This is a genomic window from Streptomyces roseicoloratus (assembly GCF_004117935.1).
GTDB lineage: Bacteria > Actinomycetota > Actinomycetes > Streptomycetales > Streptomycetaceae > Streptomyces > Streptomyces roseicoloratus.
Genome location: NZ_SDOY01000126.1, coordinates 1 through 22,413 on the forward strand (window position 1 = coordinate 1; position 22,413 = coordinate 22,413).

The 22,413-nt window shown below is 75.2% G+C and carries 21 protein-coding genes and 1 pseudogene; 10 read left to right on the top strand and 12 right to left on the bottom strand.

Annotated features, from left to right (window positions below; translation table 11 throughout):
* Window positions 1-27: 27 nt before the first annotated feature.
* The 4 genes from ESG85_RS18575 to ESG85_RS18590 form a co-directional block, all read right to left on the bottom strand.
* Window positions 28-1,005: a TolB-like translocation protein gene (locus ESG85_RS18575; protein WP_128980658.1), complete on the bottom strand. Its 978-nt coding sequence runs from the start codon at window positions 1,003-1,005 to the stop codon at window positions 28-30.
* The gene (locus ESG85_RS18580) at window positions 1,002-2,312 is read right to left on the bottom strand and encodes an MFS transporter (RefSeq protein ID WP_128980660.1); all 1,311 of its coding nucleotides are present in this window, start codon (window positions 2,310-2,312) and stop codon (window positions 1,002-1,004) included. The genes ESG85_RS18575 and ESG85_RS18580 overlap by 4 nt, the downstream gene beginning before the upstream one ends.
* Window positions 2,312-3,679, bottom strand: coding sequence for a discoidin domain-containing protein (locus ESG85_RS18585; protein WP_128980662.1), 1,368 nt, complete (start codon window positions 3,677-3,679; stop codon window positions 2,312-2,314). Before ESG85_RS18585 ends, ESG85_RS18580 begins: the two co-directional genes overlap by 1 nt.
* Window positions 3,680-4,015: 336 nt before the next feature.
* Window positions 4,016-4,372, bottom strand: a complete 357-nt coding sequence (locus tag ESG85_RS18590) for a cupin domain-containing protein (protein WP_128980664.1) — start codon at window positions 4,370-4,372, stop codon at window positions 4,016-4,018.
* A gap of 417 nt (window positions 4,373-4,789) precedes the next feature.
* Between ESG85_RS18590 and ESG85_RS18595 the strand changes: the two genes are divergently transcribed.
* The 4 genes from ESG85_RS18595 (at window position 4,790) to ESG85_RS18610 (ending at window position 8,883) form a co-directional block, all read left to right on the top strand.
* The gene (locus ESG85_RS18595) at window positions 4,790-5,662 is read left to right on the top strand and encodes a C39 family peptidase (protein WP_246095144.1); all 873 of its coding nucleotides are present in this window, start codon (window positions 4,790-4,792) and stop codon (window positions 5,660-5,662) included.
* A gap of 115 nt (window positions 5,663-5,777) precedes the next feature.
* Entirely contained in the window at window positions 5,778-6,893 is a 1,116-nt protein-coding gene (locus ESG85_RS18600; protein ID WP_246095146.1) for a hypothetical protein, read from the top strand.
* A gap of 107 nt (window positions 6,894-7,000) precedes the next feature.
* Window positions 7,001-7,915 (top strand): pseudouridine-5'-phosphate glycosidase, encoded by a 915-nt coding sequence (locus tag ESG85_RS18605; RefSeq protein WP_128980666.1) that lies wholly within the window; start codon window positions 7,001-7,003, stop codon window positions 7,913-7,915.
* Entirely contained in the window at window positions 7,912-8,883 is a 972-nt protein-coding gene (locus ESG85_RS18610) for a carbohydrate kinase family protein (RefSeq protein WP_128980668.1), read from the top strand. Before ESG85_RS18605 ends, ESG85_RS18610 begins: the two co-directional genes overlap by 4 nt.
* 17 nt (window positions 8,884-8,900) lie before the next feature.
* Here the strand turns inward: ESG85_RS18610 and ESG85_RS18615 are convergent, their stop codons facing one another.
* Window positions 8,901-9,536, bottom strand: coding sequence for a nucleoside/nucleotide kinase family protein (locus tag ESG85_RS18615; protein WP_128980670.1), 636 nt, complete (start codon window positions 9,534-9,536; stop codon window positions 8,901-8,903).
* 136 nt (window positions 9,537-9,672) lie between these two features.
* Between ESG85_RS18615 and ESG85_RS18620 the strand changes: the two genes are divergently transcribed.
* Both ESG85_RS18620 and ESG85_RS35975 read left to right on the top strand, forming a co-directional pair.
* Complete coding sequence (locus tag ESG85_RS18620; protein WP_128980672.1) at window positions 9,673-10,452, top strand: SDR family NAD(P)-dependent oxidoreductase; 780 nt, start codon at window positions 9,673-9,675, stop codon at window positions 10,450-10,452.
* A 26-nt stretch (window positions 10,453-10,478) separates the two neighbouring features.
* Window positions 10,479-10,814: pseudogene (locus ESG85_RS35975) on the top strand (MerR family transcriptional regulator); the annotation flags it as partial.
* Between the two features lie 216 nt (window positions 10,815-11,030).
* Here ESG85_RS35975 and ESG85_RS18630 read toward each other — a convergent pair.
* Window positions 11,031-11,663, bottom strand: coding sequence for a winged helix-turn-helix transcriptional regulator (locus ESG85_RS18630; protein WP_246095148.1), 633 nt, complete (start codon window positions 11,661-11,663; stop codon window positions 11,031-11,033).
* A gap of 84 nt (window positions 11,664-11,747) precedes the next feature.
* Here ESG85_RS18630 and ESG85_RS18635 point away from each other — a divergent pair, with 84 nt between their 5' ends.
* Together ESG85_RS18635 and ESG85_RS18640 are read left to right on the top strand one after the other, a co-directional pair.
* Entirely contained in the window at window positions 11,748-12,959 is a 1,212-nt protein-coding gene (locus ESG85_RS18635; RefSeq protein WP_128980678.1) for a pyridoxal phosphate-dependent aminotransferase, read from the top strand.
* A gap of 138 nt (window positions 12,960-13,097) precedes the next feature.
* The gene (locus tag ESG85_RS18640; protein ID WP_128980680.1) at window positions 13,098-13,805 is read left to right on the top strand and encodes a DUF2293 domain-containing protein; all 708 of its coding nucleotides are present in this window, start codon (window positions 13,098-13,100) and stop codon (window positions 13,803-13,805) included.
* A gap of 95 nt (window positions 13,806-13,900) precedes the next feature.
* Here ESG85_RS18640 and ESG85_RS18645 read toward each other — a convergent pair whose 3' ends face one another.
* From ESG85_RS18645 to ESG85_RS18655, 3 genes are all read right to left on the bottom strand, one after another.
* A complete protein-coding gene (locus ESG85_RS18645) occupies window positions 13,901-14,692 on the bottom strand; it encodes a chaplin (RefSeq protein WP_128980682.1) in 792 nt (263 codons plus the stop codon).
* Between the two features lie 245 nt (window positions 14,693-14,937).
* A complete protein-coding gene (locus ESG85_RS18650) occupies window positions 14,938-16,299 on the bottom strand; it encodes an SWIM zinc finger family protein (protein WP_128980684.1) in 1,362 nt (453 codons plus the stop codon).
* The gene (locus ESG85_RS18655; protein WP_164986267.1) at window positions 16,296-19,250 is read right to left on the bottom strand and encodes a DEAD/DEAH box helicase; all 2,955 of its coding nucleotides are present in this window, start codon (window positions 19,248-19,250) and stop codon (window positions 16,296-16,298) included. Before ESG85_RS18655 ends, ESG85_RS18650 begins: the two co-directional genes overlap by 4 nt.
* Window positions 19,251-19,508: 258 nt before the next feature.
* On the opposite strand from ESG85_RS18655, the gene ESG85_RS18660 reads away from it, so the two are divergent.
* On the top strand, window positions 19,509-19,844 hold the full coding sequence (locus tag ESG85_RS18660; RefSeq protein ID WP_128980686.1) for a hypothetical protein: 336 nt from the start codon (window positions 19,509-19,511) through the stop codon (window positions 19,842-19,844).
* A 121-nt stretch (window positions 19,845-19,965) separates the two neighbouring features.
* On the opposite strand, the gene ESG85_RS18665 is transcribed toward ESG85_RS18660, so the two are convergent.
* Entirely contained in the window at window positions 19,966-20,691 is a 726-nt protein-coding gene (locus ESG85_RS18665; protein WP_128980688.1) for a class I SAM-dependent methyltransferase, read from the bottom strand.
* Window positions 20,692-20,797: 106 nt separating this feature from the next.
* Here ESG85_RS18665 and ESG85_RS18670 point away from each other — a divergent pair, with 106 nt between their 5' ends.
* A complete protein-coding gene (locus ESG85_RS18670) occupies window positions 20,798-21,112 on the top strand; it encodes a DUF6343 family protein (RefSeq protein WP_128980691.1) in 315 nt (104 codons plus the stop codon).
* An 81-nt stretch (window positions 21,113-21,193) separates the two neighbouring features.
* Here the strand turns inward: ESG85_RS18670 and ESG85_RS18675 are convergent, their stop codons facing one another.
* The gene (locus tag ESG85_RS18675; RefSeq protein ID WP_128980693.1) at window positions 21,194-21,613 is read right to left on the bottom strand and encodes a tetratricopeptide repeat protein; all 420 of its coding nucleotides are present in this window, start codon (window positions 21,611-21,613) and stop codon (window positions 21,194-21,196) included.
* Between the two features lie 187 nt (window positions 21,614-21,800).
* A complete protein-coding gene (coaE, locus tag ESG85_RS18680) occupies window positions 21,801-22,406 on the bottom strand; it encodes a dephospho-CoA kinase (RefSeq protein ID WP_128980695.1) in 606 nt (201 codons plus the stop codon).
* Window positions 22,407-22,413 lie beyond the last annotated feature (7 nt).

Genomic DNA, 22,413 nt, shown 5'->3' on the forward strand with positions numbered 1-22,413 from the left:
CGGCGGCCCGGACGGTCGGGCGCGCCGTCACCGGGGCACGACCGGGGACGACGCCCCGGCCGCCGCCCGGCGCGGCGCGCCGGTGCCGTCGGCGGGCACGGTCCACACGGCGCCGCCGTACGCGTACGCGAGGGTGCCGGGGCCGGTCCAGGACGCCTGGTCGTCGACGGAGCGCGATTCGGCCAGCGGGTGCTCGCGGAGCGTGGCCAGGTCGAGGACGTGCAGCCGCCACGGTGCGCGGGGGTCGTCGGACACCTTCTTCTTGTACGCGATCCGGGTGCCGTCCGGCGACAGCGAGGGGCACTCGACGTTCTCCTTCAGTGCCCGCGCCGACCAGTTCCCGAGGTCGCCCTCGACGAGGTACGTGTGCCCGCCGGTGGCCACGGTGGCGTAGAAGCGGTTGTCGTCGCGGGCGAAGCTGACGCCCCAGTAGTTGACGTCGGGCGCGTGGTGGCGGCGCCCGCCGAGGGAGAGCGGGATCTCCTCGATGTTCTTGATCAGGTAGCCGGTGCGCAGGTCGAGGATGGAGGTGCGCGTGGAGAAGGCCGAGGTGGCGTAGGAGTCGCCGGTCGCGAAGGTGGTCCAGGCGAGCACGTTGCCGGAGGCGGAGACCCGGGCGCGGTCGGGGATGCCGGGCAGGCTCATCCGCCGCTGCTCGCGCAGCCGCCGGTCGAGCACGAGGACGAAGGAGCGGGCCGGCACGCCGGGGCGCCGCTGGAGGCAGAGCGCGGTGTCCCCGGCGGCGTGGAAGCGGTCGCAGCGCGGCCCGCGCGCCGTCCGGCCTCCGGGCGCGGCGGCGTCGAGTCGGGCGACGCGCCCGCTCGCGGTGTCGCGGAACCAGAGCGCGCCCGGGGAGCCGCTGCCGAGGGTGAAGTCCGCCTCGGCCCCCGCCCCGCCGGCGCTCGCGGCGCGCCCGGTGGCGGCGTGCCAGGTGTACGCGCCGGCCCCTCCGGCGAGGAGCAGGAAGCCGAGGACGAGCGCCCACAGGTTGCCGCGCCGGGTCATGACGTCTCCTTCCGGAGGAGCGGGCCGCCTGACGGCGAGGCGGAGGGCGGGGAGGGCGGCGGCGGTTCCGGGGACGGCTCCGCCCGGCCCGGCGGCAGCAGCCGGGTCGCGCAGCCCAGGGCGGGCACGAGAGCGGCGAGCGCGAGGACGAGAGCGGTGCGCGGTCCCCACAGCGTCCAGGCCGCCCCGAAGCCGGCCGCCGCCGCCACCTTGGCGAGGGCCTGGACGGTCTGGACCAGGGCCAGGCCGCTCGCCCGGCGCGCGGCCGGGAGCAGCGGTCCGGTGAGCGCCATCAGCACGCCGTCGGTGGCCGCGTAGAAGACGCCGATCAGCAGCGGGACGCCCACCAGGAGCAGCGGCCCGGGCAGCGGGGCCAGGAGCAGACCGAGGGCGAGGAGCAGGGCCCCGTGCCCGTACAGGAAGGAGCGTCCGCGGCCGGTGCGGTCGGCGAGCCGCCCGGCCGGTACGGCGAGCAGCAGATAGGCGGCGGAGGCGGCGAGCGGCAGGAACGGGAACCAGGTGGCCGCGAGGTCGGTCCGCCGCTGGAGCAGCAGGTAGAGGAACCCGTCGCCGACGGTGGCCGCGCCGAGCAGTGCGGCGGCGAGCACGACCCTGCGCACGGCGGGCAGCCGGAGCGGGGCCGCGAGGTCGCGGACCCGGTGGGACTCGCCGGTGGTCTCCCTCCTGCCGCCGGGGACGAGCACGGCGAGCAGCAGCACCCCGAGCAGCCCGGTGCAGAAGCTGACGACGAAGACGGCGTCGTACGCGTCGGCGGTGGCCCACAGGATCGCGAAGGCGGCCAGCGGGCCGAGCAGGGCGCCGGTGGTGTCCATGGCGCGGTGCACGCCGAAGGCGCGGCCGAGGCCGTCGGGCGGGCTGTCGAGGGTGATGAGGGCGTCGCGGGGCGCCGTGCGGATGCCCTTGCCGAGCCGGTCGGCGGCCAGTGCGGTGGCGATCCAGCCGGTGGCGCCGCCCGCGAGCAGCAGGCCGAGCCGGGAGCAGGCGGAGAGGGCGTAGCCGAGGCCGGCGACGCGTTTGTGCCGGCCGCCGCGGTCGGCGGCGTGCCCGCCGACGAGCCGGACGAGGGCGGTGGCACCGGTGAAGAGGCCGTCGAGGAAGCCGAACTGGAGGGGGGTGAGGCCGAGACCCAGGACCAGGTAGAGCGGCAGGACGGCGGTGACCATCTCGGAGGAGACGTCGGTGACGAGGCTGACCGTGCCGAGGGCGAGGACGGTGGCGGAGACGCGCCGCCGCGCCCCGATGGGGGCGGGCGACACGTCCCGGCGACCGGTGGTCGCGAGGTACATCAGTGGCAGCGGTAGGTCGGGCCGGCGTCCTTGACCTGGCCGTCGGTGCCGACGTACTGCCAGGTGTAGGTGGTGTCGGTGAAGTCGAGCTTCAGCACCCCGTACGGACCGCTGATCCGCTTCTGGCTGTTGGGCTGGACGTCCTCGATCGGGTACGGCTCGGCGCCGCCCATGCCGCCGACGATCTCGACGATGCCGTCGGCGGTGGCCCGGCCGTCCGGGTCCTGCGGGGCGAAGCGCTCGTAGTGGTGGTCGTGCCCGTTGAGGACGAGGTCGGCCTTGGCCGCGTAGAGGATCTTCCAGACGGGCTTGGAGACGGGGTCGTTGCCGTGGCCGCCGGAGGAGTAGAGCGGGTGGTGGAAGTAGGCGGCGACGCAGCCCTTGGCGTTGCGGGCGAGGTCGTCCTTGAGCCACTGGATCTGGGCGGGGTCGTCGAAGGAGTTGGAGTCGAGGGCGACGAAGTGCCAGTTGCCCTGGTCGTAGCTGTAGTAGGGCTTGCCCTGCGGGTAGGCGATCGCGCCGAAGTACGACTTGTAGCCGGCGAGCGGTCCTGCCGGGTCGTAGGTCTCGTGGTTGCCGGGCACGGGGCGGGTCTTCGCCTTGAAGGCGCCCCAGCTCTTGTCGTAGTAGTTGCGGTAGTCGGACAACCGGGCGTCGTCGTACTGGTTGTCACCCATCGTCAGGTAGAACGCCGGGTTGATGCGCTGCGCCTGGGCGGCGGTCTTCGGGTGCGCGCAGGAGCTGCTGGAGGCGGTGCACTCGGCGGCGATGTCGCCGGCCGCGACGACCGTGAAGGCGCCGGTGGGGGGCGGGGTCGTGGGCGGCGGGGTGGTGGGCGTGGTGCCGTCGGGCGTGCCGTACACCTCGACTTCGTAGAGGGAGTAGCCGTACGGGGTGCCGCGGGTGGTGCCGAGAACGCGGACGTGGCGACCCTTGCCGCTGAGGCCGGTCCAGTCGTCGGTGCCGCCGTTGCCCGCCGACTCGGTGGCGAGCGGGGTCCACGAGGTGCCGTCGGCGGAGATCTCGACGCGGTAGGTCTTGGCGTACGCCGCCTCCCACTTGAGGCGGACGCGGGAGACGGAGGCCGGGGCCCCGAGATCGACGCTCAGCCATTCGGGATCGGAGCCCTCGGCGCTGGCCCAGCGGGTGGCCGGGTCGCCGTCGAAGGCCCTGGCGGGTTCGTAACCGGTGTCCTCGACGGAGGACGAGGTGGCGGGCTTGCCGCGGGAGAGCAGCGGGTCGGCGGCGGCCGCCCGGTCGGGCGCGAGGACCAGCAGGCCGCCGATGAGGAGCAGCACGGCGCCGAGCACGGCGAGGAGGAGGGACGGGGTGGTGCGGCGAGGTGGGGCGGAGGCGTTCAGGCGCATACCTGGGACTCCCTGGCCTGGAGACGGCGAGAGCTGGACTCCGGTGCGGACAGCGCGGCCCGGCCCGCGCGGCGGGGGGCGCCACGGGGCGTGCGGCGGTGACGGCGGCCGGGTCAGAGCTCTCGCTGAGCGCGTCACGCCCACGCCCGGGGTTCCCGGACGGGCGCCGCGCCAAGCCGCCGCGGCGAGAGTAGCGGATAGGAAGGTTTCCTACCAGACCCAGACCCAGACGCACGGGCACGTGCCCCGCGGCCCGGCGCCTGGAGGCCCGACGCGCCGGTGCGCCCGTCGCACGCGCGCGGCTCGGGAGTCAAGCCGGACCGCCCCGCTCCGGAGTCAGAGGCTGATGTGGTACGCCTTGCGCAGGGTCTCGTGCACCGTCCAGGTGGTGCGGTCGCCCTCGCGGAGCACGCACGCGTCGCCCGGGCCGATCTCCAGCGTCTCGCCGCCCTCGACCTCGACCGTGGCGCGCCCGCTCACGACGACGAACAGCTCGTTCGCCTCGGTGTCGGTGACCACGCCCGGCGTGATCTGCCAGATGCCGCGGATCTGCCTGCCGTCCGCGGACTCCCACAGGACCTTGCCGGTCACCTCCGGGGTGCCGGAGACGATCTGGCCGGGGTCGAGCGGCTCGGGCTCGAGCTGGGCGTCGGGGATGTGGACGGCGAAGGAAGGCTGCGCGTGGGTCGTCATGGGCGGTGACTGTAGCGGGGTCCGTCGGGCCTGCACGGGACCGGTACCCGATGGAGGATTCCCCTCCGTTTCTCGGTCCGACCAGCGACTTCACCGGTACGGAATCCGCAGGCGCGGCGTCACGGAATCCGCAGGGGGCGCATCCGCCGGGAGCACGGCGCCATCGGCGCGCGACCGGCGCGGACACGTCCGCCGGGGCACCGATTCCGTAGCGCCCGGGCAAGGAAAACCGCCCCTCGAACAACTGTCGCCCACGACCGTCGTCGCTGGTCGGGGCAGGCGTCTTTGGTGGGCCCAATGTTGGTGCCGGAGATTGCGCCGCGCCCTCCTGACAGCCGGGGCTCGGCGGCGCCACACTCCCCCCGAGCCGGTCTCCGGCTCCCCTCCCCCACCTCCCTCCCCGGACAGGAGAGTGCGATGACCCCCACCCGCGCCCGCAGGGCCGTCCTCGGCACCGCGGCCCTGCTGACCGCCGCCATGGCCGCCGTGTCCACCGCTCCCACCGCCTTCGCGACCCCGGCGGCGCCCGCCGTGCCGGCCGCGGAGCCCGCGCCCGCCCCCGGGGCGTGGTACAAGGCCGCCCACGACACGCTCGGCCCGCAGCACCTGACGCCCGCCCAGCGCGCGCTCACCGCCGTCAAGCAGGCCGAGGCGGAGAGAACGTACGAGCGCGCCCGCGCGTACGGCGCCGCCGGCGCGCTCGCCGGGTACAAGGTCTCCGGCGCCCTCCACCAGTCCCAGCAGACCTCGTACTGGTGCGGCCCGGCCGCGCTCGTGATCACCCAGTCCGCCCACGACGAGGTCGGCGGGCGCTCGCAGCGGGACGCGGCGACCCTGCTGAGGACGAACACGAGCGGCACCGCCTGGTACGGCATCGACATCAACGTCCCGAACCCCACCGGCTATCCGATGGTGGACGCGCTCAACCACCGCCTGCCCGGCGCCGGCTACGTACCGAAGGCCCTGCCGTACTCGCCCACCGCCACCGACAAGGCGAACTTCAGGCAGCACATCACCCACAACACCGACAACGACTACGCCATCGCCGGCAACGCCTGGGAGGTGCCCGGCGGTCCGCACCTCGTGGGCCACCCCAACATCGAGATCTTCCACTGGGTCTCGATCGACGGCTACAACACGGACACGGCCGCCGGGCAGGTCAACTACCTCGACCCGGTGGGCGGCGTGAGCACCAGCGTCATCTCGTGGGCCGGCCCGGTGCCCAAGTCCGCGCACATCTCGTCCGACACGATCACCACCATCATGGGCGGCCGTGGCTACGTCTGGTAGGCGACCGCGCCGGGCACCCGCACCGGCGCGCACTCCGGCACGCACTCTGGCGTGCGCCCCGGGGCGCACGCGGGCTGACGCCCCGGGGTGCACGCGGAGGTACGCGCGGGCGGGCGTGGTCCCGAGCATCCTGGCGGGCCTCCTGGCGGGCGTCACGCTCGCCGGATGCTCGCCCGGAGGCACCGCGCCGCCCCGGCCGCAGCCCGCCACCGCGCCGCCGGCACCCCGGGCCGCGGCCTGCGAGGTGCCGCTGCCGGCAGCGTGGGGCGCGGTCTTCGCCGCCGGCGAGTACCGGCCGTCCGGCGGGCGGCGCCCGGCCCTCGCGGACACCGGTCCCGGCTGGACGGCGCTCCAGCTCACCGGCGACGACGGCCGCCGAGCCGTCCTCGTACGTGACGGAGAAACGTCTCCGCGGACGCTGCTCCGCTTCACCGACCCGGTCGAACACCAGCTGCTCGCGGCCGACTTCGACGGGCGCCGGTGGGCCGCGTTCGCCGTCCTGGAAGGCCGGACCCTGGACAGCCCGTGGAGCCTCTACGTGTGGGACGCGGCCACCGGCAGGAGCCGGCGCCTGACCCGCGCCGACCGGCCGGGGCCCCTCCCCCGCCCGGTCGTCCACGACGGCACCGTGGTCTGGGCCCAGGGCACCGGAACCGGAAAGGCCACCGTGTTCGCCGCCCCGGCGGGCGGTGGGCACGCGCGCGCGTGGCACACGGGAGTGCTGGACACGCCCTTCGCCGCGGGCGGCCTGCTGGTGTGGCGGGAGGCCGAGGGCGCCCACACCCGGCCGGCGGCCCTCTCGCTCCGCGACGGCCGCCCGGCCGCACTGCCCGCGCCGGTGGCCGCGCTGCGCGACATCCGCGCGCTCGTCTCCGACGGCGGCACATGGGCGTGGGTCGAGGGCGAGACCGAGCCCCGGCTGATGGTCTGGCGCGCCGGCGAGGCCCGGCCGCCCTGGGCCGCCGTGACCGCCTCGCCCGCGGCGGACGGCATGGACCAGCTGCGGATCGCGGGCAGGCTGGTCACCTGGCGCACGCCGGAGACCTCGTACGCCCTGGACCCCGGCGTCGGCTCGTACGCGCGGATCGCTCCCCCGTACGGCTACACGGCCGCCGACGGGAACGCCCTGGTCCTCGCCTACAGCCTCGGCAACGCCAAGACGGCGGGCGCGCGGGCGGTGATCCAGGTCGTGGACGTCGCCAGGCTGCCCGCGCTGCCGCGCTGCGGCTGAACGACTGCCGCCACCGCCGTGGCCGACGACCGCCGAAGTCCACGACGGCCGTGGCCGATGTGTGTCGGCGAGGTTTGCGAGGCGGGTGGGTGCGCCAGAGATCCAGCATGCCCACACAGGTGTCCGAAGAGGTACGGGAGGCGCTCCACGAGGGGCGCCCCGTCGTCGCGCTGGAGTCGACGATCATCGCCCACGGCCTGCCGCGCCCGCGCAACCTGGCCGTGGCGAAGGAGCTGGAGGCGCTGGTACGGGGCGGCGGGGCGGTGCCCGCGACGATCGCGGTGCTCGACGGCGTCGCCCGGATCGGTCTGGACGACGCCGCGCTCACCCGGGTCGCCGAGGACCCCTCGGTCCGCAAGCTCGGCCACCGGGACCTGGCCCCGGCCCTCGCCGCCGGGGCGTCCGGCGCGACGACCGTCTCGGCGACGGCCTGGCTGGCCGACACCGCCGGCGTACGGGTCTTCGCGACCGGCGGTCTCGGCGGGGTCCACCGTGAGTGGGCCGAGACCCAGGACGAGTCGGCGGACCTGCGGCTGCTCGCCACGGCCGGCATCACCGTCGTCTGCGCGGGCGTGAAGTCGATCCTCGACGTGCCCGCGACCCTGCAGCGCCTGGAGACCCTCGGTGTGACCGTCGTCGGCTACGGCACGGAGACCTTCCCCGGCTTCTACCTCTCGTCCTCCGGCGAGCGCGTCGACTGGACGGTGCGGACACCGCAGGACGTCGCGCGGGTGATGCGGGCCCGGGACGAGTTGGGCGGGCCGGGTGCGGCGCTGGTCGTCGGCAATCCCGTACCGCCCGGGCAGCAGCTCGACCCGGCCCTGCACGACCGGGTGCTCGCGGCCGGTCTCGCGGCGGTCCGGGAGAAGGGGATCTCGGGGCAGGCGGTGACGCCGTTCCTGCTGGAGTACCTGACGACGCATACGGACGGGGCGTCCCTGGAGGCCAACCTGGCGGCGGTACGGGGCAACGTGCGGCTCGCGGCACGGATCGCCGCCGCCTACCACGAAGGGCAGCGGTGAGCGGGACCTGGGCGGCCACCAGCCGCGGCTCGGCGGCGGAGCCGAGGCCCGCCCCCGGGTCCGCGCCCGCGTCCCGGCCCGTCCCTGGTGCGCTGCTGGTCGTCGGGGACGTCGTCACCGACGTGGTCGCCCGGCACCGTACGCCGCTCGCGCCCGCGACCGACACGGCGGCCGAGATCCGCACCCTTCCCGGCGGAGCCGGGGCGAACGTGGCCTGCTGGGCGGTGCGTTCGGGCTGCGCCGAAGTGCGGCTCCTCGCCCGGGTCGGTACCGACTCCGCCGTGTGGCACGACCGGGAGCTGCGCCGCGCGGGCGTGCGACCGCTGCTCGTCCCGGACGAGGAAGTGCCGACCGCGACGGTGATCGCCCTGGTCGGCGCGGACGCGGAGCGGACGTTCCTGACGGACAGCGGCGCGGCGCTGCGGCTCTCGCCCGGCGACTGGTCGCCGGACCTGCTCGACGGGGTGGCCCGGGTGCACCTGTCCGGCTACCTCTTCTTCGCCGAGCGGAGCCGCGGGACGGCCGGGCGGGTGCTGCGGGACGCGGGCGCGGCGGGCGTTCCGGTGAGCGTCGACCCGGCCTCGGCGGGCTTCCTCACGGAACACGGCGCCGAGGCGTTCCTCTCGTCCACGGCCGGCGCCGAGTGCCTGCTGCCCAACGCGGACGAGGCCCGCCTCCTGAGCGGTCACGCGGACCCGGCCGCGGCAGCGGCGGCGCTGAGCCGGCGCTTCCCGCTGGTCGCGGTGACCCTGGGCGCCGACGGCGCCGTGCTCGCCGCCGACGGCCGGGTGACGGCGAAGGTCCCGGCTCCGCCCGCGCGCCCGGTCGACACCACCGGGGCGGGCGACGCCTTCACCGGCGCCTTCCTGGCGGCCCGGCTCGCGGGCGCGGACCCGGGCCGGGCGGCGGAGGCGGGCTGCCGGGCGGGGGCACGGGCGGTCGGGTCGGTGGGCGGACGGCCCGGATAGACCGTTCCGGGCGCAGGTCAGTCCACGAAGCCGGTCCAGGCCGGGCGCCGTGGGTCGTCGACGCGGACGACGGCGTCGGCGGCATCGGCGGGTCCGACCTCCTCCTCGTACCGCGCGAACGCGGGCAGCGTCCACGGCTCCTCGGTACGACGGGCCAGCGCGCCCGGCGAGAGCCGCAGGTGCAGCTTCACGTCGAACGGGAACCAGTGGCCGAGCAGGAACGGCCCGTGGACCAGGAGGACTCCGCCGGGCGCCAGCGGTACGGCGGAGCTGCGGGTGGCCCGGTCGGTCACGGGGTTCCACAGGTCGGGCAGCACCCGCCCGCTGCCGCCCGGCTCCAGCGGGCCGAACACCTCCCGCCACAGCGCTCCGGTGTCGAACCAGTCGCCGTAGTACGCGTCGGGGTCCCTCTTGCCGTGCTCGAAGCGCAGCGACGCGGGCCGCAGGAAGCCGCCGGTCGCGACGACGAGCACCGACCTGCCGCGCAGCCGCAGCACCTCGGCGACCCGTTCGGCGAACTCGCCGCCCGGCGTGGCCGGGGCGCCGTCGACACCCACCTTGAGCCAGTCGCTGCCGTCGCCGGGGTCCGTCCGGTCGACGCGGTCGGCCACGGCGCCGGCCAGCCGCTCCCAGCTGATCGCTTGGAATCGCATCCGCCCCATCCTGCCGTACCGGCCCCGCGAACGTTTCGCGCGAACGGGCTTGACCTTGCCGCTGGCGTCAAGGTTCGACGATCGCTCCATGAACACCGATGCACCGACGCGGCTTCAGATTCAGATACGGACAGCCATGGAAACGCCCGCTCCCGCCGCCTCCCCACCCGCTCCCGGCGCTTCTCCGGTCGTCGTGGTCACCGGCGCGGGCACCGGGATCGGCCGGGCCACGGCCCGGCGCTTCGCCCGGCAGGGCGCGACGGTCGTCGCGGTGGGCCGCAGGCAGGAGCCGCTCGACGAGACGGCGGCGGGCTTCCCGGGGATCCGGCCGCTGGCCGCCGACGTCACGGCGCAGGGCGCGCCGGAGGACATCGTCCGCACCGCCGTGGAGACGTACGGGCGGCTCGACGTGCTCGTCAACAACGCGGGGATCGCCGTCGGCGGGCCGCTGGGCACCCTGGACCGCGAGGTGATCGGCCCGCTCGTCGAGACCAACCTGGTCGCGCCGGTGCTGCTCACGCAGGCCGCCGTGCCGGCGCTCGAGGCCGCCGGGGGCGTCGTCGTCAACGTCACGACGACGGTCGGACAGCGCGGCTGGCCGGACAACTCCGTCTATCCGGCGACGAAGAGCGCCCTGGAGACCCTGACCCGCTGCTGGGCGGTGGAGCTCGCGCCGCGCGGTGTCCGGGTCGTGGCCGTCGCACCCGGTGCGATCGAGACCCCGATCGCCGACCACATGGGGCTCTCCGCGGAGCAGCGCGAGGCGGTCCGGAAGTGGCAGCTGGCGCACATCCCGCTGGGCCGGATCGGCAGCCCCGAGGACGTGGCCTGGGCGATCACCGCACTGGCCGCGCCGGAGGCCGGCTATCTGACGGGCACGGTGCTGCCCGTGGACGGCGGGGCGCTGGTGTCGTGATACGACTGCGCGGGGAGGTGGGGGCCTTGCGCATCGGGGAACTGGCCCGCAGGACGGGGACGACGGCACGCGCGCTGCGGCACTACGAGCAGGCGGGGCTGATCTCCTCGGTACGCGCGTCCAACGGGTACCGGGTGTACGAGGCGGACGCCGTGGTCCGCGTGGCCAACATCCGGTACCTGCTGGGCGCGGGCCTGACGCTGGACGACGTGGCCGCGTTCGCGGGCTGCCTCGACGGGGACATGCCGGGGACGCCGCCCTCCGCCGGCGGGCTGCGGATCGCCCGCGAGCGCCTCGCGGTGCTGGAGGCGCGCATCGCCGCCCAGACGGAGGCCAGGGACCGGCTGGCCGCGGCCCTGGCCCGCTTCCCGGAACCACCGCTCCCGGACGCGTCCGACGAGCACGGTCCGGACCGTCCGCGCACCAGGGACCACACCCATGCGCCGGACCACACCCTGACGCCGGACCGCACGCCTACGCCGGACCGCACGCCTACGCCGGACCGCGCGAACGCTCCGGACCGCGCGCGCTCCGCGGGCCGCGCCAAGGCTCCGGCCGCCGGCGGATAGGCCGGCGCCTCAGTCGAGGAGTTCGGCGCGGCCTGCCTCCACCGCCTGGGCGAGGGTCAGTTCGCCGTCCGCCAGGGCCCGGCAGGTCGCCGTGTCCGTGCGCAGCCGCACCTCGGCGTCGGCGGCCGGACCCTCCCCGTACGAATGCCGTCCGCCGTCCTCGGCGCGTACGTGGAACTCGCCCTCGTCCAGCGTGACCTGCACGACCTTCGCGCCGAGTCCGGCCAGGGCGTCGAGGAGCGGGATCGCGAACCAGTGGGCGCGGACGGCGTCGGTCGGCCGGGGTTCGCCGAGTGCGGGCGCGCCCCACGCGGCGAGGGCGCGCAGCACGGGCAGCAGCTCGCGGCCGCGCTCGGTGAGTTCGTAGACGTACGCGGAGACGGGCGGCGGCAGCCTGCGGCGGGTGACGAGGTCCGCGCCCTCCATGTCCTTGAGCCGGCCCGCGAGCATGTCGGTGCTGACGCCGGGGAGATCGGCGTGCAGGTCGGTGTAGCGCCGCGGTCCCGCGAGGAGTTCACGGACGATCAGCAGGGTCCACCGGTCGCCCACGGCATCGAGGGCGCGCGCTGCGGCGCAGTACTGGTCGTAGCTCCGGCGGCGTGGCTGACGCGACGATCGTGACGAGGGTGACTGAGGTGGCATGCGACGCAGTCTAGACATGTTGTTGGACTTTCCAAGCTCGAACTTGGTAAAACCAAGCATCAACACTTCTGGGGAGGTCGGCGCATGGAGTTCCGGCAGTCGAGCAAGCTGAGCGAGGTCTGCTACGAGATCCGCGGCCCGGTCATCGAGCACGCCAACGCCCTGGAGGAGGCGGGCCACAGCGTCCTGCGCCTCAACACCGGAAACCCGGCGCTCTTCGGCTTCGAGGCTCCCGAGGAGATCGTCCAGGACATGATCCGGATGCTCCCCAGGGCGCACGGCTACACCGACTCGCGCGGCATCCTGTCCGCCCGCCGCGCCGTCGTCCAGCGCTACCAGTCGATGGGTCTGACGGACGTGGACGTCGACGACGTCTACCTGGGCAACGGCGTCTCCGAACTCATCGCCATGGCCACGCAGGCCCTCCTGGAGGACGGCGACGAGGTCCTCATCCCGGCCCCCGACTACCCGCTGTGGACCGCGGTCACGACCCTCGCGGGCGGCCGGCCCGTGCACTACCTGTGCGACGAGTCCGCCGACTGGTACCCGGACCTCGACGACATGGCCGCGAAGATCACCGACCGGACCCGGGCCGTCGTCATCATCAACCCGAACAACCCGACCGGCGCGGTGTACCCGAAGGAGGTCCTGGAGGGCATCCTCGACCTCGCCCGCCGCCACGGCCTGATGGTCCTCGCCGACGAGATCTACGACCGGATCGTCTACGACGAGGCCGTCCACCACCCGGTCGCCGCGCTCGCCCCCGACCTGGTCGTCCTCACCTTCGGCGGCCTGTCGAAGACCTACCGGGTGGCCGGCTTCCGCTCCGGCTGGCTGGTCGTCAGCGGCCCCCGTGAGCACGCCAGGAGCTATCTGGAGGGCCTGACCATGCTGGCCTCCATGCGGCTCTGCCCCAACGCGCCCGCCCAGTACGCCATCCAGGCCGCGCTCGGCGGCCGGCAGTCCATCCACGAGCTCACCGCCCCCGGCGGACGGCTGCGCGAACAGCGCGACCGGGCCTGGGAGAAGCTCAACGAGATCCCCGGCGTCAGCTGCGTCAAACCGCAGGGCGCGCTCTACGCCTTCCCCCGCCTCGACCCGGCCGTGCACCGCATCCACGACGACGAGAAGTTCGTCCTCGACCTGCTGCTGCGGGAGAAGATCCAGGTGGTACAGGGCACCGGCTTCAACTGGCCGCGCCCGGACCACTTCCGCATCCTCACGCTGCCGTACGCCGACGACCTGGACGCCGCGATCAGCCGTATCGGCCGCTTCCTCGGCGGCTACCGCCAGTAGCGCCCGCGTTCGCCGCTGTGCCGCCGGCGGCGTGTGGGGGCTTCATCGCCGTGCCCACGCCGACAGCCGCCGGACCGTGGGGCGTTCGGCACGAGACGGGCACGTCTGGAGGCGTGAACCCGCGGGTAGGACAACGGTGTGGATCTCGTCGCTCCCGTCGTGGTCGAACCGCTCAGGCGACGCCGCTGCTCGGAATGCCACCAGGGCCCGCTGGAGCGGATGGTCGTCGAGTTCAACGCGCCCGTCTGCCTGGACTGCGCCGATCTCGGGCACCTCGTCTTCCTGCGGCGCGGCGACACCGCGCTCACCCGCCGTGCCCGCGAGGGCAGTGCGCTGTGGGCGGTGGTGGTACGGCACAACCGGCGCCGTACGCGCTACGAGCGTCAGGGCCTGCTCGTCGAGGAGGCGGCGCTCGCGCGGGCCGAGGCCGCCTGCCTCGCGGACGCCGAGGCCCGGGCGCGTCGCCGGGCCCGCGACGCGGCGCGCCGGGCCGCGCGGGACGCGGAGATCACGGTGGCCCTGCGGGCGGAGATCCTGCGCCTGTTCCCGGGCTGCCCGGCCGAGCGGGCGGCGCGGATCGCCGCGCACGCCTCGGCCAAGGGCAGTGGCCGGGTGGGTCGTACGGCGGCGGGCCGGGCCCTCGACCCGGGCGCGGTCACGGCCGCGGTGCGGGCCGCCGTACGCCATGTCGACACCGACTACGACGCGTTGTTGATGGCCGGGGTGCCCCGGCATCAGGCCCGGGCCCGCATCGCGCCCGCCGTCGAGACGGTGCTCACGTCCTGGCGGACGGGAGCCGCGTCGGACGGACTCCGAAGCGTGCGGGCCGAGGAGCGGGCCGGCTGACGGGCAGGGCGAGGAGCGCGGCGACGCGGCGTCCCTGACCGATCCCGGTCGATCGGGGCCGGTGGCAATCGAGGAGGCTGGTGGTCGCCGGTGCGTCAGACCTGGTCGGCCGCGCGGCGGGCCCTGCGGTACAGGAGCGCTCCGCCGAGGAGCAGGGCGGCGCTCGCCGGGGCCGCGTAGCCCAGGGAGTCGGCGCCGGTGCTGGCGAGCTGGACCGAGTGCGACTGCGGAGCCGGGGGGAGCTCCTCGGTGTTCGGGGCGGGCGGCAGGTTGCGCGGGGTCTCCGGACGCGGGGTCGGGGTCTCGGGGTGCTCGCACTCCTCCTCGGACTCGTTCACCGAGGTGTTGCCGATGGCGGGGTTGCCGATGCCGACCACGTTGACCGAGTTGCCGCTGAGGTTGACCGGAAGGTCGACGGGCAGCTGGATGCCGTTGCCGGACAGGACGCCCGGGGAGCCCTCGGTGACGCCCTCGGCGCTCGCGCCGCCGCCGTTGTGGGCCCCGCCGCCGTGGTGGCCACCGCCGTGCCCGGAACCGCCGCCCGCGCGGGTGCCGCCGTCGGACGAGCCGGCCCGCGGGGTGCCCGGCATGTCCTTGTGGGACGGGCCGCCGGCACGGGCGCCGGAGCCCCGGTGCGAGGAGTCGGAGCGGTTGGCACAGCTGTTGCCCGCCGCCGGGTTGAGCAGACCGACGACGTTGACGGTGTTCCCGCAGACGTTCACGGGCACGTGCACCGGCAGCTGCACCGCGTTGCCGGAGCCGACGCCCGGCGAACCGACGGCGGCACCCTGCGCCGCGGAGTCCGCATGGGCGGCGCCCGCCGAGAGCGCCAGCGCGCCACCGGTGACCAACAGTGTGGCCAGACCACTTCGGCTGATCTGCCTCATGGTTTCCTGCCTTCCGGATGTCTTCACGGGCCCTCGCCCGTATCCGAAATAACGCGGCTCGCGTGTTGGCCGGATCCGACCGTCGGCGTGTTTCACTCCTTCGAGGGAGCTTGAGGCGGCCGATCATGGTCTGACGTCGCATGTTCCCGGCACGTCACGGTGACGCGGGAACGGCCGGAGCCACCCGCATGGCGCAGCGCGCGGAGGCGCCGCTCCGCGCCGCCCGGGACCGGTCGGTGCTGCCGTCACCTCCCGAGCAGGTCGGTGATCACGCCGACGGGGTCGGTGTCGGGGGTGCCGCGCGGCCACCAGTCCTCGCGGTCGGCGTCCGACTCGTAGCCGTACCAGAGTCCGTCGCGGCCGAAGCGGAGTTGGAGGGAGCGGGTGGACAGCCGGTTGCGCCAGGGGCGGAAGGCCGGCAGGTCGGCGGCGAGCAGGGCGGGTCTCGCCCGGTCGAAGGGACCGGCGGGCGGGTCCCATGCCTCCTCCAGGACGGCGAGCCCGGCCGGGCCGCCCTGGCGCCAGGCGGCGACCGCGCGGGACAGGTCCGTGGGCGTGCGGTCGAGCGCGTGGGCGAGGTCGCGGTAGAGGGCGCGGGTGGAGGCGGTGAGGCCGGAACCGGGGTGCGCGGCGGCCAGCCGTACCGCGTCCTGCCAGGGGGTGAGGACGGCGACGGGGTCGTGCCCGGTGGCGAGGAACGTGTGGGCGCGGGCGGCGGCCTCTCCGGCGAGGAGGTCGAGCGCGAGCGGGTCGGGGGCGTCGGGGTCGGCGGGGAACACGGCGGGGCGGCCGGGCCGCGCGGGCGCGGGCAGCGGCGGGGGCAGCGGCGGCAGGGCATGGCCGCCGGCCGCGGCGAGCACGGAGCGCGCGGGAACGGTGGGGAGGGCCGGGGAAGCCGCCGCGGCTGTGGCGCCCTCGGCGGCGGAGCGCGCCGCGTTGCGCCGGGTGAGCTCGGCGAGGAGTTCCTGTTCGCCCCGGCCGCGCATCAGGAACAGGACGAAGGGGTCCTCGTCGAGGAGGCGGGCGGACTGGTAACAGAGGGCGGCGGCGTGTTTGCAGGGGTAGCCGTCGTCGGGGCAGGTGCAGTCGGGGACGAGGTCGCCGGGGGCGGGCAGGAGTCCGGTGACGGCCTCCAGGGCGTGCGGGACGTCCTTGTCCAGGAGCGCGGCGATGTGCTCGGGGCGTGCGGTGGCCTCGTCGAGGAAGCGCTCCCAGTCCTCGTCGCCGAGGGTCCGCAGCCGGATCTCCGCGCGGTACGGCCGGGGGCGGCTGCCGTGCACGTAGGCGACGACCCGGCCGGGCGTGACGGTGATCGCGTCGACGTGTCCGCGCTGGGCGTAGGCCCTGCCGCGCGCGAGGCGGGCCGGGTCGAGCGCGGTGTCCTCCAGGGCGTCCACCCACGCGTTGCCCCACCAGCTGGCGGCGAACCTCCCGTCCGGGGTCTCGTGCGGGGCGAGCTGGGGGAAGCTCCTCCGCCGGTCGTCGTGGCGGGGCAGCGCCCCCCGGGCCCCGCCCGCGCGCAGGCGGGACGGCCGCGGCCGACCGGGCCGGCGGGGCCCGTCGGCGGGGCGGGAGGCGTCCGGCGGGAGGGAGGCGTCGGGGTTCATGCGGGCCTCCTCAGGGACACCAGGTCGGCCAGCTCGCGGTCGGTGAGCTCGGTGAGGGCGGCCTCGCCGGTGCCGAGAACGGCGTCGGCGAGGGCCTGCTTGGCGCGCAGCATCTCGGCGATCCGGTCCTCGACGGTGCCCTCGGCGATCAGCCGGTGGACCTGGACCGGCTGGGTCTGGCCGATCCGGTAGGCACGGTCGGTGGCCTGCTCCTCGACGGCGGGGTTCCACCAGCGGTCGTAGTGCACGACATGACCGGCCCGCGTCAGGTTGAGGCCGGTGCCTGCGGCCTTCAGGGAGAGCAGGAAGACGGGGACCTCGCCGGCCTGGAAGCGGTCGACCATCCGCTCGCGCTCGGTGACGGGCGTGCCGCCGTGCAGGAGCTGGGTGGCGATGCCGCGGGCCGCGAGGTGGTCGGCGAGGAGCCGTGCCATCGACACGTACTGGGTGAAGACGAGGACGGAGCCGTCCTCGGCGAGGATCGTGTCGAGGAGTTCGTCGAGCAGGGCGAGCTTGCCCGAGCGGCCGGCGAGCCGCACACCGCGGGCCGTGGCGCGGGCGGCGGAGCCCGGCGCGGGCCGCTCCTTGAGGAAGAGCGCGGGGTGGTCGCAGATCTGCTTGAGCGAGGTCAGCAGTTTCATGACGAGTCCGCGCCGGGCGATGCCCTCGGCGCCCTCGATGTGCGCCATCGTCTCGCGCACCACCGCCTCGTAGAGCGAGGCCTGTTCGCGGGTGAGGGCGACGGGGTGGTCGGACTCGGTCTTCGGCGGCAGCTCGGGGACGATGCCGGGGTCGGACTTGCGGCGCCGCAGCAGGAACGGCCGGACGAGCCGGGCCAGGCGCTCGACCGCCTCCTCGTTCTCGATCTCCTCGCCGTTCTCCACGGCGCGGGCGTGCCGCGAGCGGAAGGCCTTCAGGGGGCCGAGGAGACCGGGCGTGGTCCAGTCGAGGAGCGCCCACAGCTCGGAGAGGTTGTTCTCCACGGGCGTTCCGGTGAGGGCGACCCGGGCGGGAGCGGGCACGGTGCGCAGGGCCTTGGCGGTCGCCGAGAAGGGGTTCTTGACGTGCTGGGCCTCGTCGGCGACGACCATGCCCCATTCCTGCTCGGCGAGTCGGGGCGCGCTGGTGCGCAGGGTGCCGTAGGTGGTGAGGACGAACCCGCCGTCGAGTCCTTCGAGGGAGCGGTCGGTGCCGTGGTAGCGGCGGACGGGGACGCCGGGGGCGAAGCGCTCGATCTCGCGCTGCCAGTTGCCGAGGAGCGAGGCCGGGCAGACGACCAGGGTCGGCGCGGAGCGGGCGCGGCGCAGATGGAGGGCGATGAGGGTGACGGTCTTGCCGAGGCCCATGTCGTCGGCGAGGCAGCCGCCGAGTCCGAGCGAGGTCATGAGGTCGAGCCAGGCCAGCCCGCGGAGCTGGTAGTCGCGCAGGGTGGCGTCGAGGCCGGGCGGCGGCGGCACGTCCTCGGGGCCGGCGAGGAGCCGGTCCCTCAGGGTGGCCAGGGCGCCGACGGGGACGGCGGGCACGGTCCGGCCGTCGACGTCGGCGGTGCCGGTGAGGGCGACGGCGAGGGCGTCGACCGGCTGGAGCAGGCCGAGTTCGCGCTTGCGGGCCTTGCGCACGAGATCGGGGTCGACGACCACCCACTGGTCGCGCAGCCGGACCACGGGCCGGTGGGCCTCGGCGAGGGCGTCCATCTCGCGGGCGGTGAGCGGGTCGCCGTCGAGCGCGAGCTGCCAGTCGAACCGCAGCAGCTCCGTGCTGTCGAAGAAGGCGGTGCCGTCGGTGGCCGAGCCGGGCGCGGCGCGGTCGGGCCGGACGACGGCGGAGGCGGTGAGGGCGCGCGCGAGGTCGCGGGGCCAGTGGACGGCGACACCGGCGTCGGAGAGCCGGGCGGCGGCCGGGCCGAGCAGCTCGTACAGCTCGTCCTCGGTCACGGACAGGACGTCGGGCACGCCACGCTCGAGGAGGCGGCCGAGCGGCGCCCAGACGCGTGCCGCCCGGCGCAGGGCGAGGACGGCGTCGACCCTGGCGCGCGGCCCGAAGTGCTCGTCGCCCTCGCCTGCCCAGAGGGCGGCGGCGTCGATGACGAGGGTGGGGTCGGCGAGGCTGTGCACCTGGAGGAGGGCCGCGGCGGCCTGCCGCGCCTCGCCCGTCCCGGCGGCGTCCGCGTCCGTTTCCGTGGACGCGTCGAAGAGTTCGAACGGGGACAGGTCGAGCCGGAGCGAGATCCGGACGCCGGCGTCCATGCCGGCGGCGGCCTCCGCCGCCCAGGCACGCGCGTGCGGCAGCCGGCTCGGCTCACGCGCGGCGAACGGCGCTCCGGCCGCGTGCGGCGCGGCCGGTGTGCGGGGCAGGGTGTCGGCCACGGCGTCGAGGAAGGCGCGGACCAGTGCCTCGGGCTCGGGCAGCCGGAGGGGTCCCGGTCCGGGCACGGGCGTCGCGTGGGCCTCGTACGGCATGGCGGCCGCGACCGCCCGTAGATGGGCGATGTCGTCGGCGTCGAGCGGCCCGGCGCGCCAGGCGTCGTGGTCGTCGGCGGTGAGTCCGGGCAGCAGCCGCCCGCGGGCGACCAGGTGCAGGGCGTGGAGGGCGGCGGCTCCCCAGCAGGCGGTCGCGGGGTGCGCCGCGGGGTGGTGGCGGGCGGCGACGAGGTGGGGCAGGGCGTCGGCGACGGGCAGCAGCACGGCGGGCACGGTCCGGGCACGGGCCCCCGCGCCGTGGCGCCGCACCACGGTGAGCTCGCCCGGCTCGGCGGTGGCCGGCAGGCCGGTTCCGTCGTCCGCGCCGGGACGCCCGGCCGACGGAGCGAGCGGAGTGGGCGGGGCGGGCAGGACCGGGAGGGTGCCGCCGTCGGGCGCCCAGAAGGCGACGCGGCCGTCCCGGGGCAGGGCCGCGGGCAGGAAGACGGCGGCGGCGCCGGGGAAGACCCGGGGTGCCGCGGCCGGGGCCACCGAGCCTGCCGCCGCCGACGTCACCCCCGGCGTCGTCGCCGGCGTCACCGCCGGCGTCACTGCTTGTGTCACGGCGCTGCTCACCTCCCGGTCCGCGACGGTTCCGACTGGACTTCCGACCTTACGGGTGAGGTCTGACAACGGCCTCACCCGGCGGTTCCCCCGGGCGGCCCAACAGAACATGACACCCGGACGGGGAGGCGGCAGGGTGGCGGGGAACAGGCTTCGGCCGCCTCCCGACAGACGAGGAATCCCGCCATGTCCCTTCACCGGCGTCTCACCATCGCCACCGGGGCCGCCCTGCTCTCGCTCGCGGTCGCGGGTTGCTCGGGCCTCGGCCGCAGCGCGGTGGGCACGATCTCGTACGAGACCGGGCGCGAGGTCGGGGTGAGGGTGACCAGCCCTTCCGTGAACGGCTGCCACCGACTGGCACCGGCGGGCGCCACGAAGATCGAGAACTCGACGCTGGTCGACCTCGTGCTGTACCGGACGCGCGACTGCAAGGGCAAGGATTCCACCTACGTGGCGAGCAACACCGGTGACGAGATCGCGCCGGACACCCTGCCGTGGCGCAGCTACACCGTCGTGCACTGAGCACCGTCGGGCACTGAGCACCGTCGGGCACTGAGCGCCGCCGGGCCCGGAGGCCGTTCCTCTGGGGACCTCGCCCGTTCCTCCGTGTCTCAGCCATGCCTCAGCCGTTCCTCCGCGGGCCTCAGCCGTTCCCTGCGGGCCGGGCCAGGACCCAGATGCCGTCGTCGGTCAGGTAACGCTCGACGACGAGTCCGGCCTCGCGGAGGTGCTCTTCGAAGTCCGCCGTGGTGAGCCTCCGGGACAGGAAGGTCTGGGTCCAGCGCGCGTCCGGGAAGACGTACTCGCACAGCACCCGGTCGACGCCGTCGCCGACCGGATCGCACGACACGATCCGCACGGTGTACCCGGCCGGGTCGTGCCTCTCCCGCGGCACGGCGTCGTGGTAGTCCGCGCCCTCGCGCTGGACGAGGACGTGGCCGTCGTCCGTCACATGGCGGCGGCAGGTCTCCAGGAACCCCTGCCGGGTGCGGGGGTCGGCGGTGTGCACGAGGAACGAGCCGAGCACGACCGCGTCGAAGCGACGGTCCAGTCGCAGGTCCTCGATGGGGCTGAGCACGGTCTCGACGCCCGGAACTCGCTCGCCGACGACGGCCAGCATCTCCGCGGACTCGTCCACGGCCGTCACCGCGAAGCCGCGTGCGGCCAGCGGTGCGGTGACCCGGCCGGCGCCGCTGCCGAGTTCGAGGAGCGAGGCGCCGGCCGGCAGCGCCGCCGCGATCACCTCGGGTTCCGTGCCGACCGAGAGCCGCCGGTAGAGATCGACGGCACAGCCGTCCGGGGTGATCGGCCCGGGGCCGCTCCCGTCGTGTCCGTAGCGCTTGCGGTGCGGGTTCGGCGATGTGCCCATGTCCTGTCGCGTCCTCTCGGCTCGGTGGCGGCGTGCTTTCGGATCGTGTGCGACGGGTAGGTGCCGGATGTGCCCGGTGGGACACCTCACCCGGGAGGTGCGAGTGATGCGAACGGGGAGTGAACCGGCGACCGCGCGCAGTGCGCTGCGGCTGCGGTTCTGGCTCAGTCTGTGGGGCGTGTTGTGGGCGGCCTTCGGAACGGTGATGTTCTCTCTGGTAGAGCGGCCCGGCTGGGCGGCCGCGTGCGCGGTGCTCTTCGTGGTGGCGGCCGTCGACCTGACGCTGGTCACGCGCCACATACGGCAGGGCCCGCACTGGCAGCCGGGGCGTGACATCCCGCCGTACGAGCCCGATCACGGCGGACGGGGCCGCTGGGGCGGTCCGGGCGGCGCCGGCGAGGAGCCGCCGAAGAGGCCCTAGGAGACAGGCCGTGGGAGACAGGCCGTAGGAGAGGCCGGGGATGACGGAAGGGGCAGGACGACGGTCGCCTGACGGGTGGACCTATGGTCTGTCCGGTGACCCCGGCCCGGATCCGCCCCCGGGCAGGCCCGGCCCGTCCGCGGGGCCGAAGCGGGCCGCTTCCAGGTACTCCGGCTTGGGGTCCAGCGCGGCGGCGAGGCGGAAGTGGCGCACGGCCTGGTCGGAGCGGCCGGAGCGCTCGAAGGTGCGGGCGAGCGCGAAGTGCGCGAACGCGTTGTCCGGTTCTCTCTCCAGGACCAGGCCGAACTCGAGCTCGGCCGATCGCAGTTGGGCGGCGGCGAAGAAGGCGCGGGCGCGCAGGAGTCGCGCGGCGGTGTTCTCGGGGTGGGCGGCGATCACCGAGTCCAGGAGTTTGACGGCGCCTCTCGGGTCCCGCGCGGCCAGCAGCTGCTCGGCGGCGCGGAAGTCGATGACATGGGTCTCCGGGGTGCTCTCGGCCACGGTGGATTCCTTCCCCTCGCTCCGGCGGTTCAACAGCGGGCACGGTGGCCGTATTCCGTCGGGACCGGCTGTGGCGGGCCCTTGCGAGGATCATCCCTACCCAGTCCCACGGGTCTTGCGCCCCGGAGCGTCTCGGAGCGCCCTGAACGTCTCGGAGCGCTCGGATTGCCCCGGAGGCGTCCCGGAGTCAGGAAGCGTCCGCGGCGCGTTGCCTGAGCTCCTCCCACACCGTGCGGACCTGCGGCTCCAGCGCCTCCAGGGGGCCGTCGTTGTCGATCACGAGATCGGCGACGGCCCGCCGCTGGGCGCGGGTGGCCTGGGCGGACATGCGGGCACGGGCTTCGGGCTCGGTCATGCCGCGGAACCGTACGAGCCGGTCGAGCTGGGTCTCGGGCGAGGCGTCCACGACGACGACCAGGTCGTAGAGCGGGGCGAGGCCGTTCTCGGTGAGCAGGGGTACGTCGTGGACGACGACGTCGCCGGGGCCCGCGAGGCCTTCGAGCTCGGCGGAGCGGGCGCCGACGAGCGGGTGGACGATCGCGTTGAGGGCGGCGAGCCGCTCGGGGTCGTTGAAGACGATCGCGCCGAGCGCGGGCCGGTCGAGGGCGCCCTCGGCGGTGAGGATGCCGTCGCCGAACTCGGCGACGACGGCCCGGAGCCCGGGGGTGCCGGGCTCCACGACCTCGCGGGCGATCCGGTCGGCGTCGATCAGGACGGCCCCGTACGACACGAACAGCCGGGACACTTCGCTCTTGCCGGCGCCGATACCGCCGGTCAGACCCACCTTCAGCATGAGCGGC

Coding starts and splice junctions, on each gene's coding strand:
- ESG85_RS18575 (WP_128980658.1), bottom strand. CDS start 1,005: ATGACCCGGCGCGGCAACCTGTGGGCGCTCGTCCTCGGCTTCCTGCTC.
- ESG85_RS18580 (WP_128980660.1), bottom strand. CDS start 2,312: ATGTACCTCGCGACCACCGGTCGCCGGGACGTGTCGCCCGCCCCCATC.
- ESG85_RS18585 (WP_128980662.1), bottom strand. CDS start 3,679: ATGCGCCTGAACGCCTCCGCCCCACCTCGCCGCACCACCCCGTCCCTC.
- ESG85_RS18590 (WP_128980664.1), bottom strand. CDS start 4,372: ATGACGACCCACGCGCAGCCTTCCTTCGCCGTCCACATCCCCGACGCC.
- ESG85_RS18595 (WP_246095144.1), top strand. CDS start 4,790: ATGACCCCCACCCGCGCCCGCAGGGCCGTCCTCGGCACCGCGGCCCTG.
- ESG85_RS18605 (WP_128980666.1), top strand. CDS start 7,001: ATGCCCACACAGGTGTCCGAAGAGGTACGGGAGGCGCTCCACGAGGGG.
- ESG85_RS18615 (WP_128980670.1), bottom strand. CDS start 9,536: ATGCGATTCCAAGCGATCAGCTGGGAGCGGCTGGCCGGCGCCGTGGCC.
- ESG85_RS18620 (WP_128980672.1), top strand. CDS start 9,673: ATGGAAACGCCCGCTCCCGCCGCCTCCCCACCCGCTCCCGGCGCTTCT.
- ESG85_RS18630 (WP_246095148.1), bottom strand. CDS start 11,663: ATGCCACCTCAGTCACCCTCGTCACGATCGTCGCGTCAGCCACGCCGC.
- ESG85_RS18635 (WP_128980678.1), top strand. CDS start 11,748: ATGGAGTTCCGGCAGTCGAGCAAGCTGAGCGAGGTCTGCTACGAGATC.
- ESG85_RS18645 (WP_128980682.1), bottom strand. CDS start 14,692: ATGAGGCAGATCAGCCGAAGTGGTCTGGCCACACTGTTGGTCACCGGT.
- ESG85_RS18650 (WP_128980684.1), bottom strand. CDS start 16,299: ATGAACCCCGACGCCTCCCTCCCGCCGGACGCCTCCCGCCCCGCCGAC.
- ESG85_RS18660 (WP_128980686.1), top strand. CDS start 19,509: ATGTCCCTTCACCGGCGTCTCACCATCGCCACCGGGGCCGCCCTGCTC.
- ESG85_RS18665 (WP_128980688.1), bottom strand. CDS start 20,691: ATGGGCACATCGCCGAACCCGCACCGCAAGCGCTACGGACACGACGGG.
- ESG85_RS18670 (WP_128980691.1), top strand. CDS start 20,798: ATGCGAACGGGGAGTGAACCGGCGACCGCGCGCAGTGCGCTGCGGCTG.
- coaE (WP_128980695.1), bottom strand. CDS start 22,406: ATGCTGAAGGTGGGTCTGACCGGCGGTATCGGCGCCGGCAAGAGCGAA.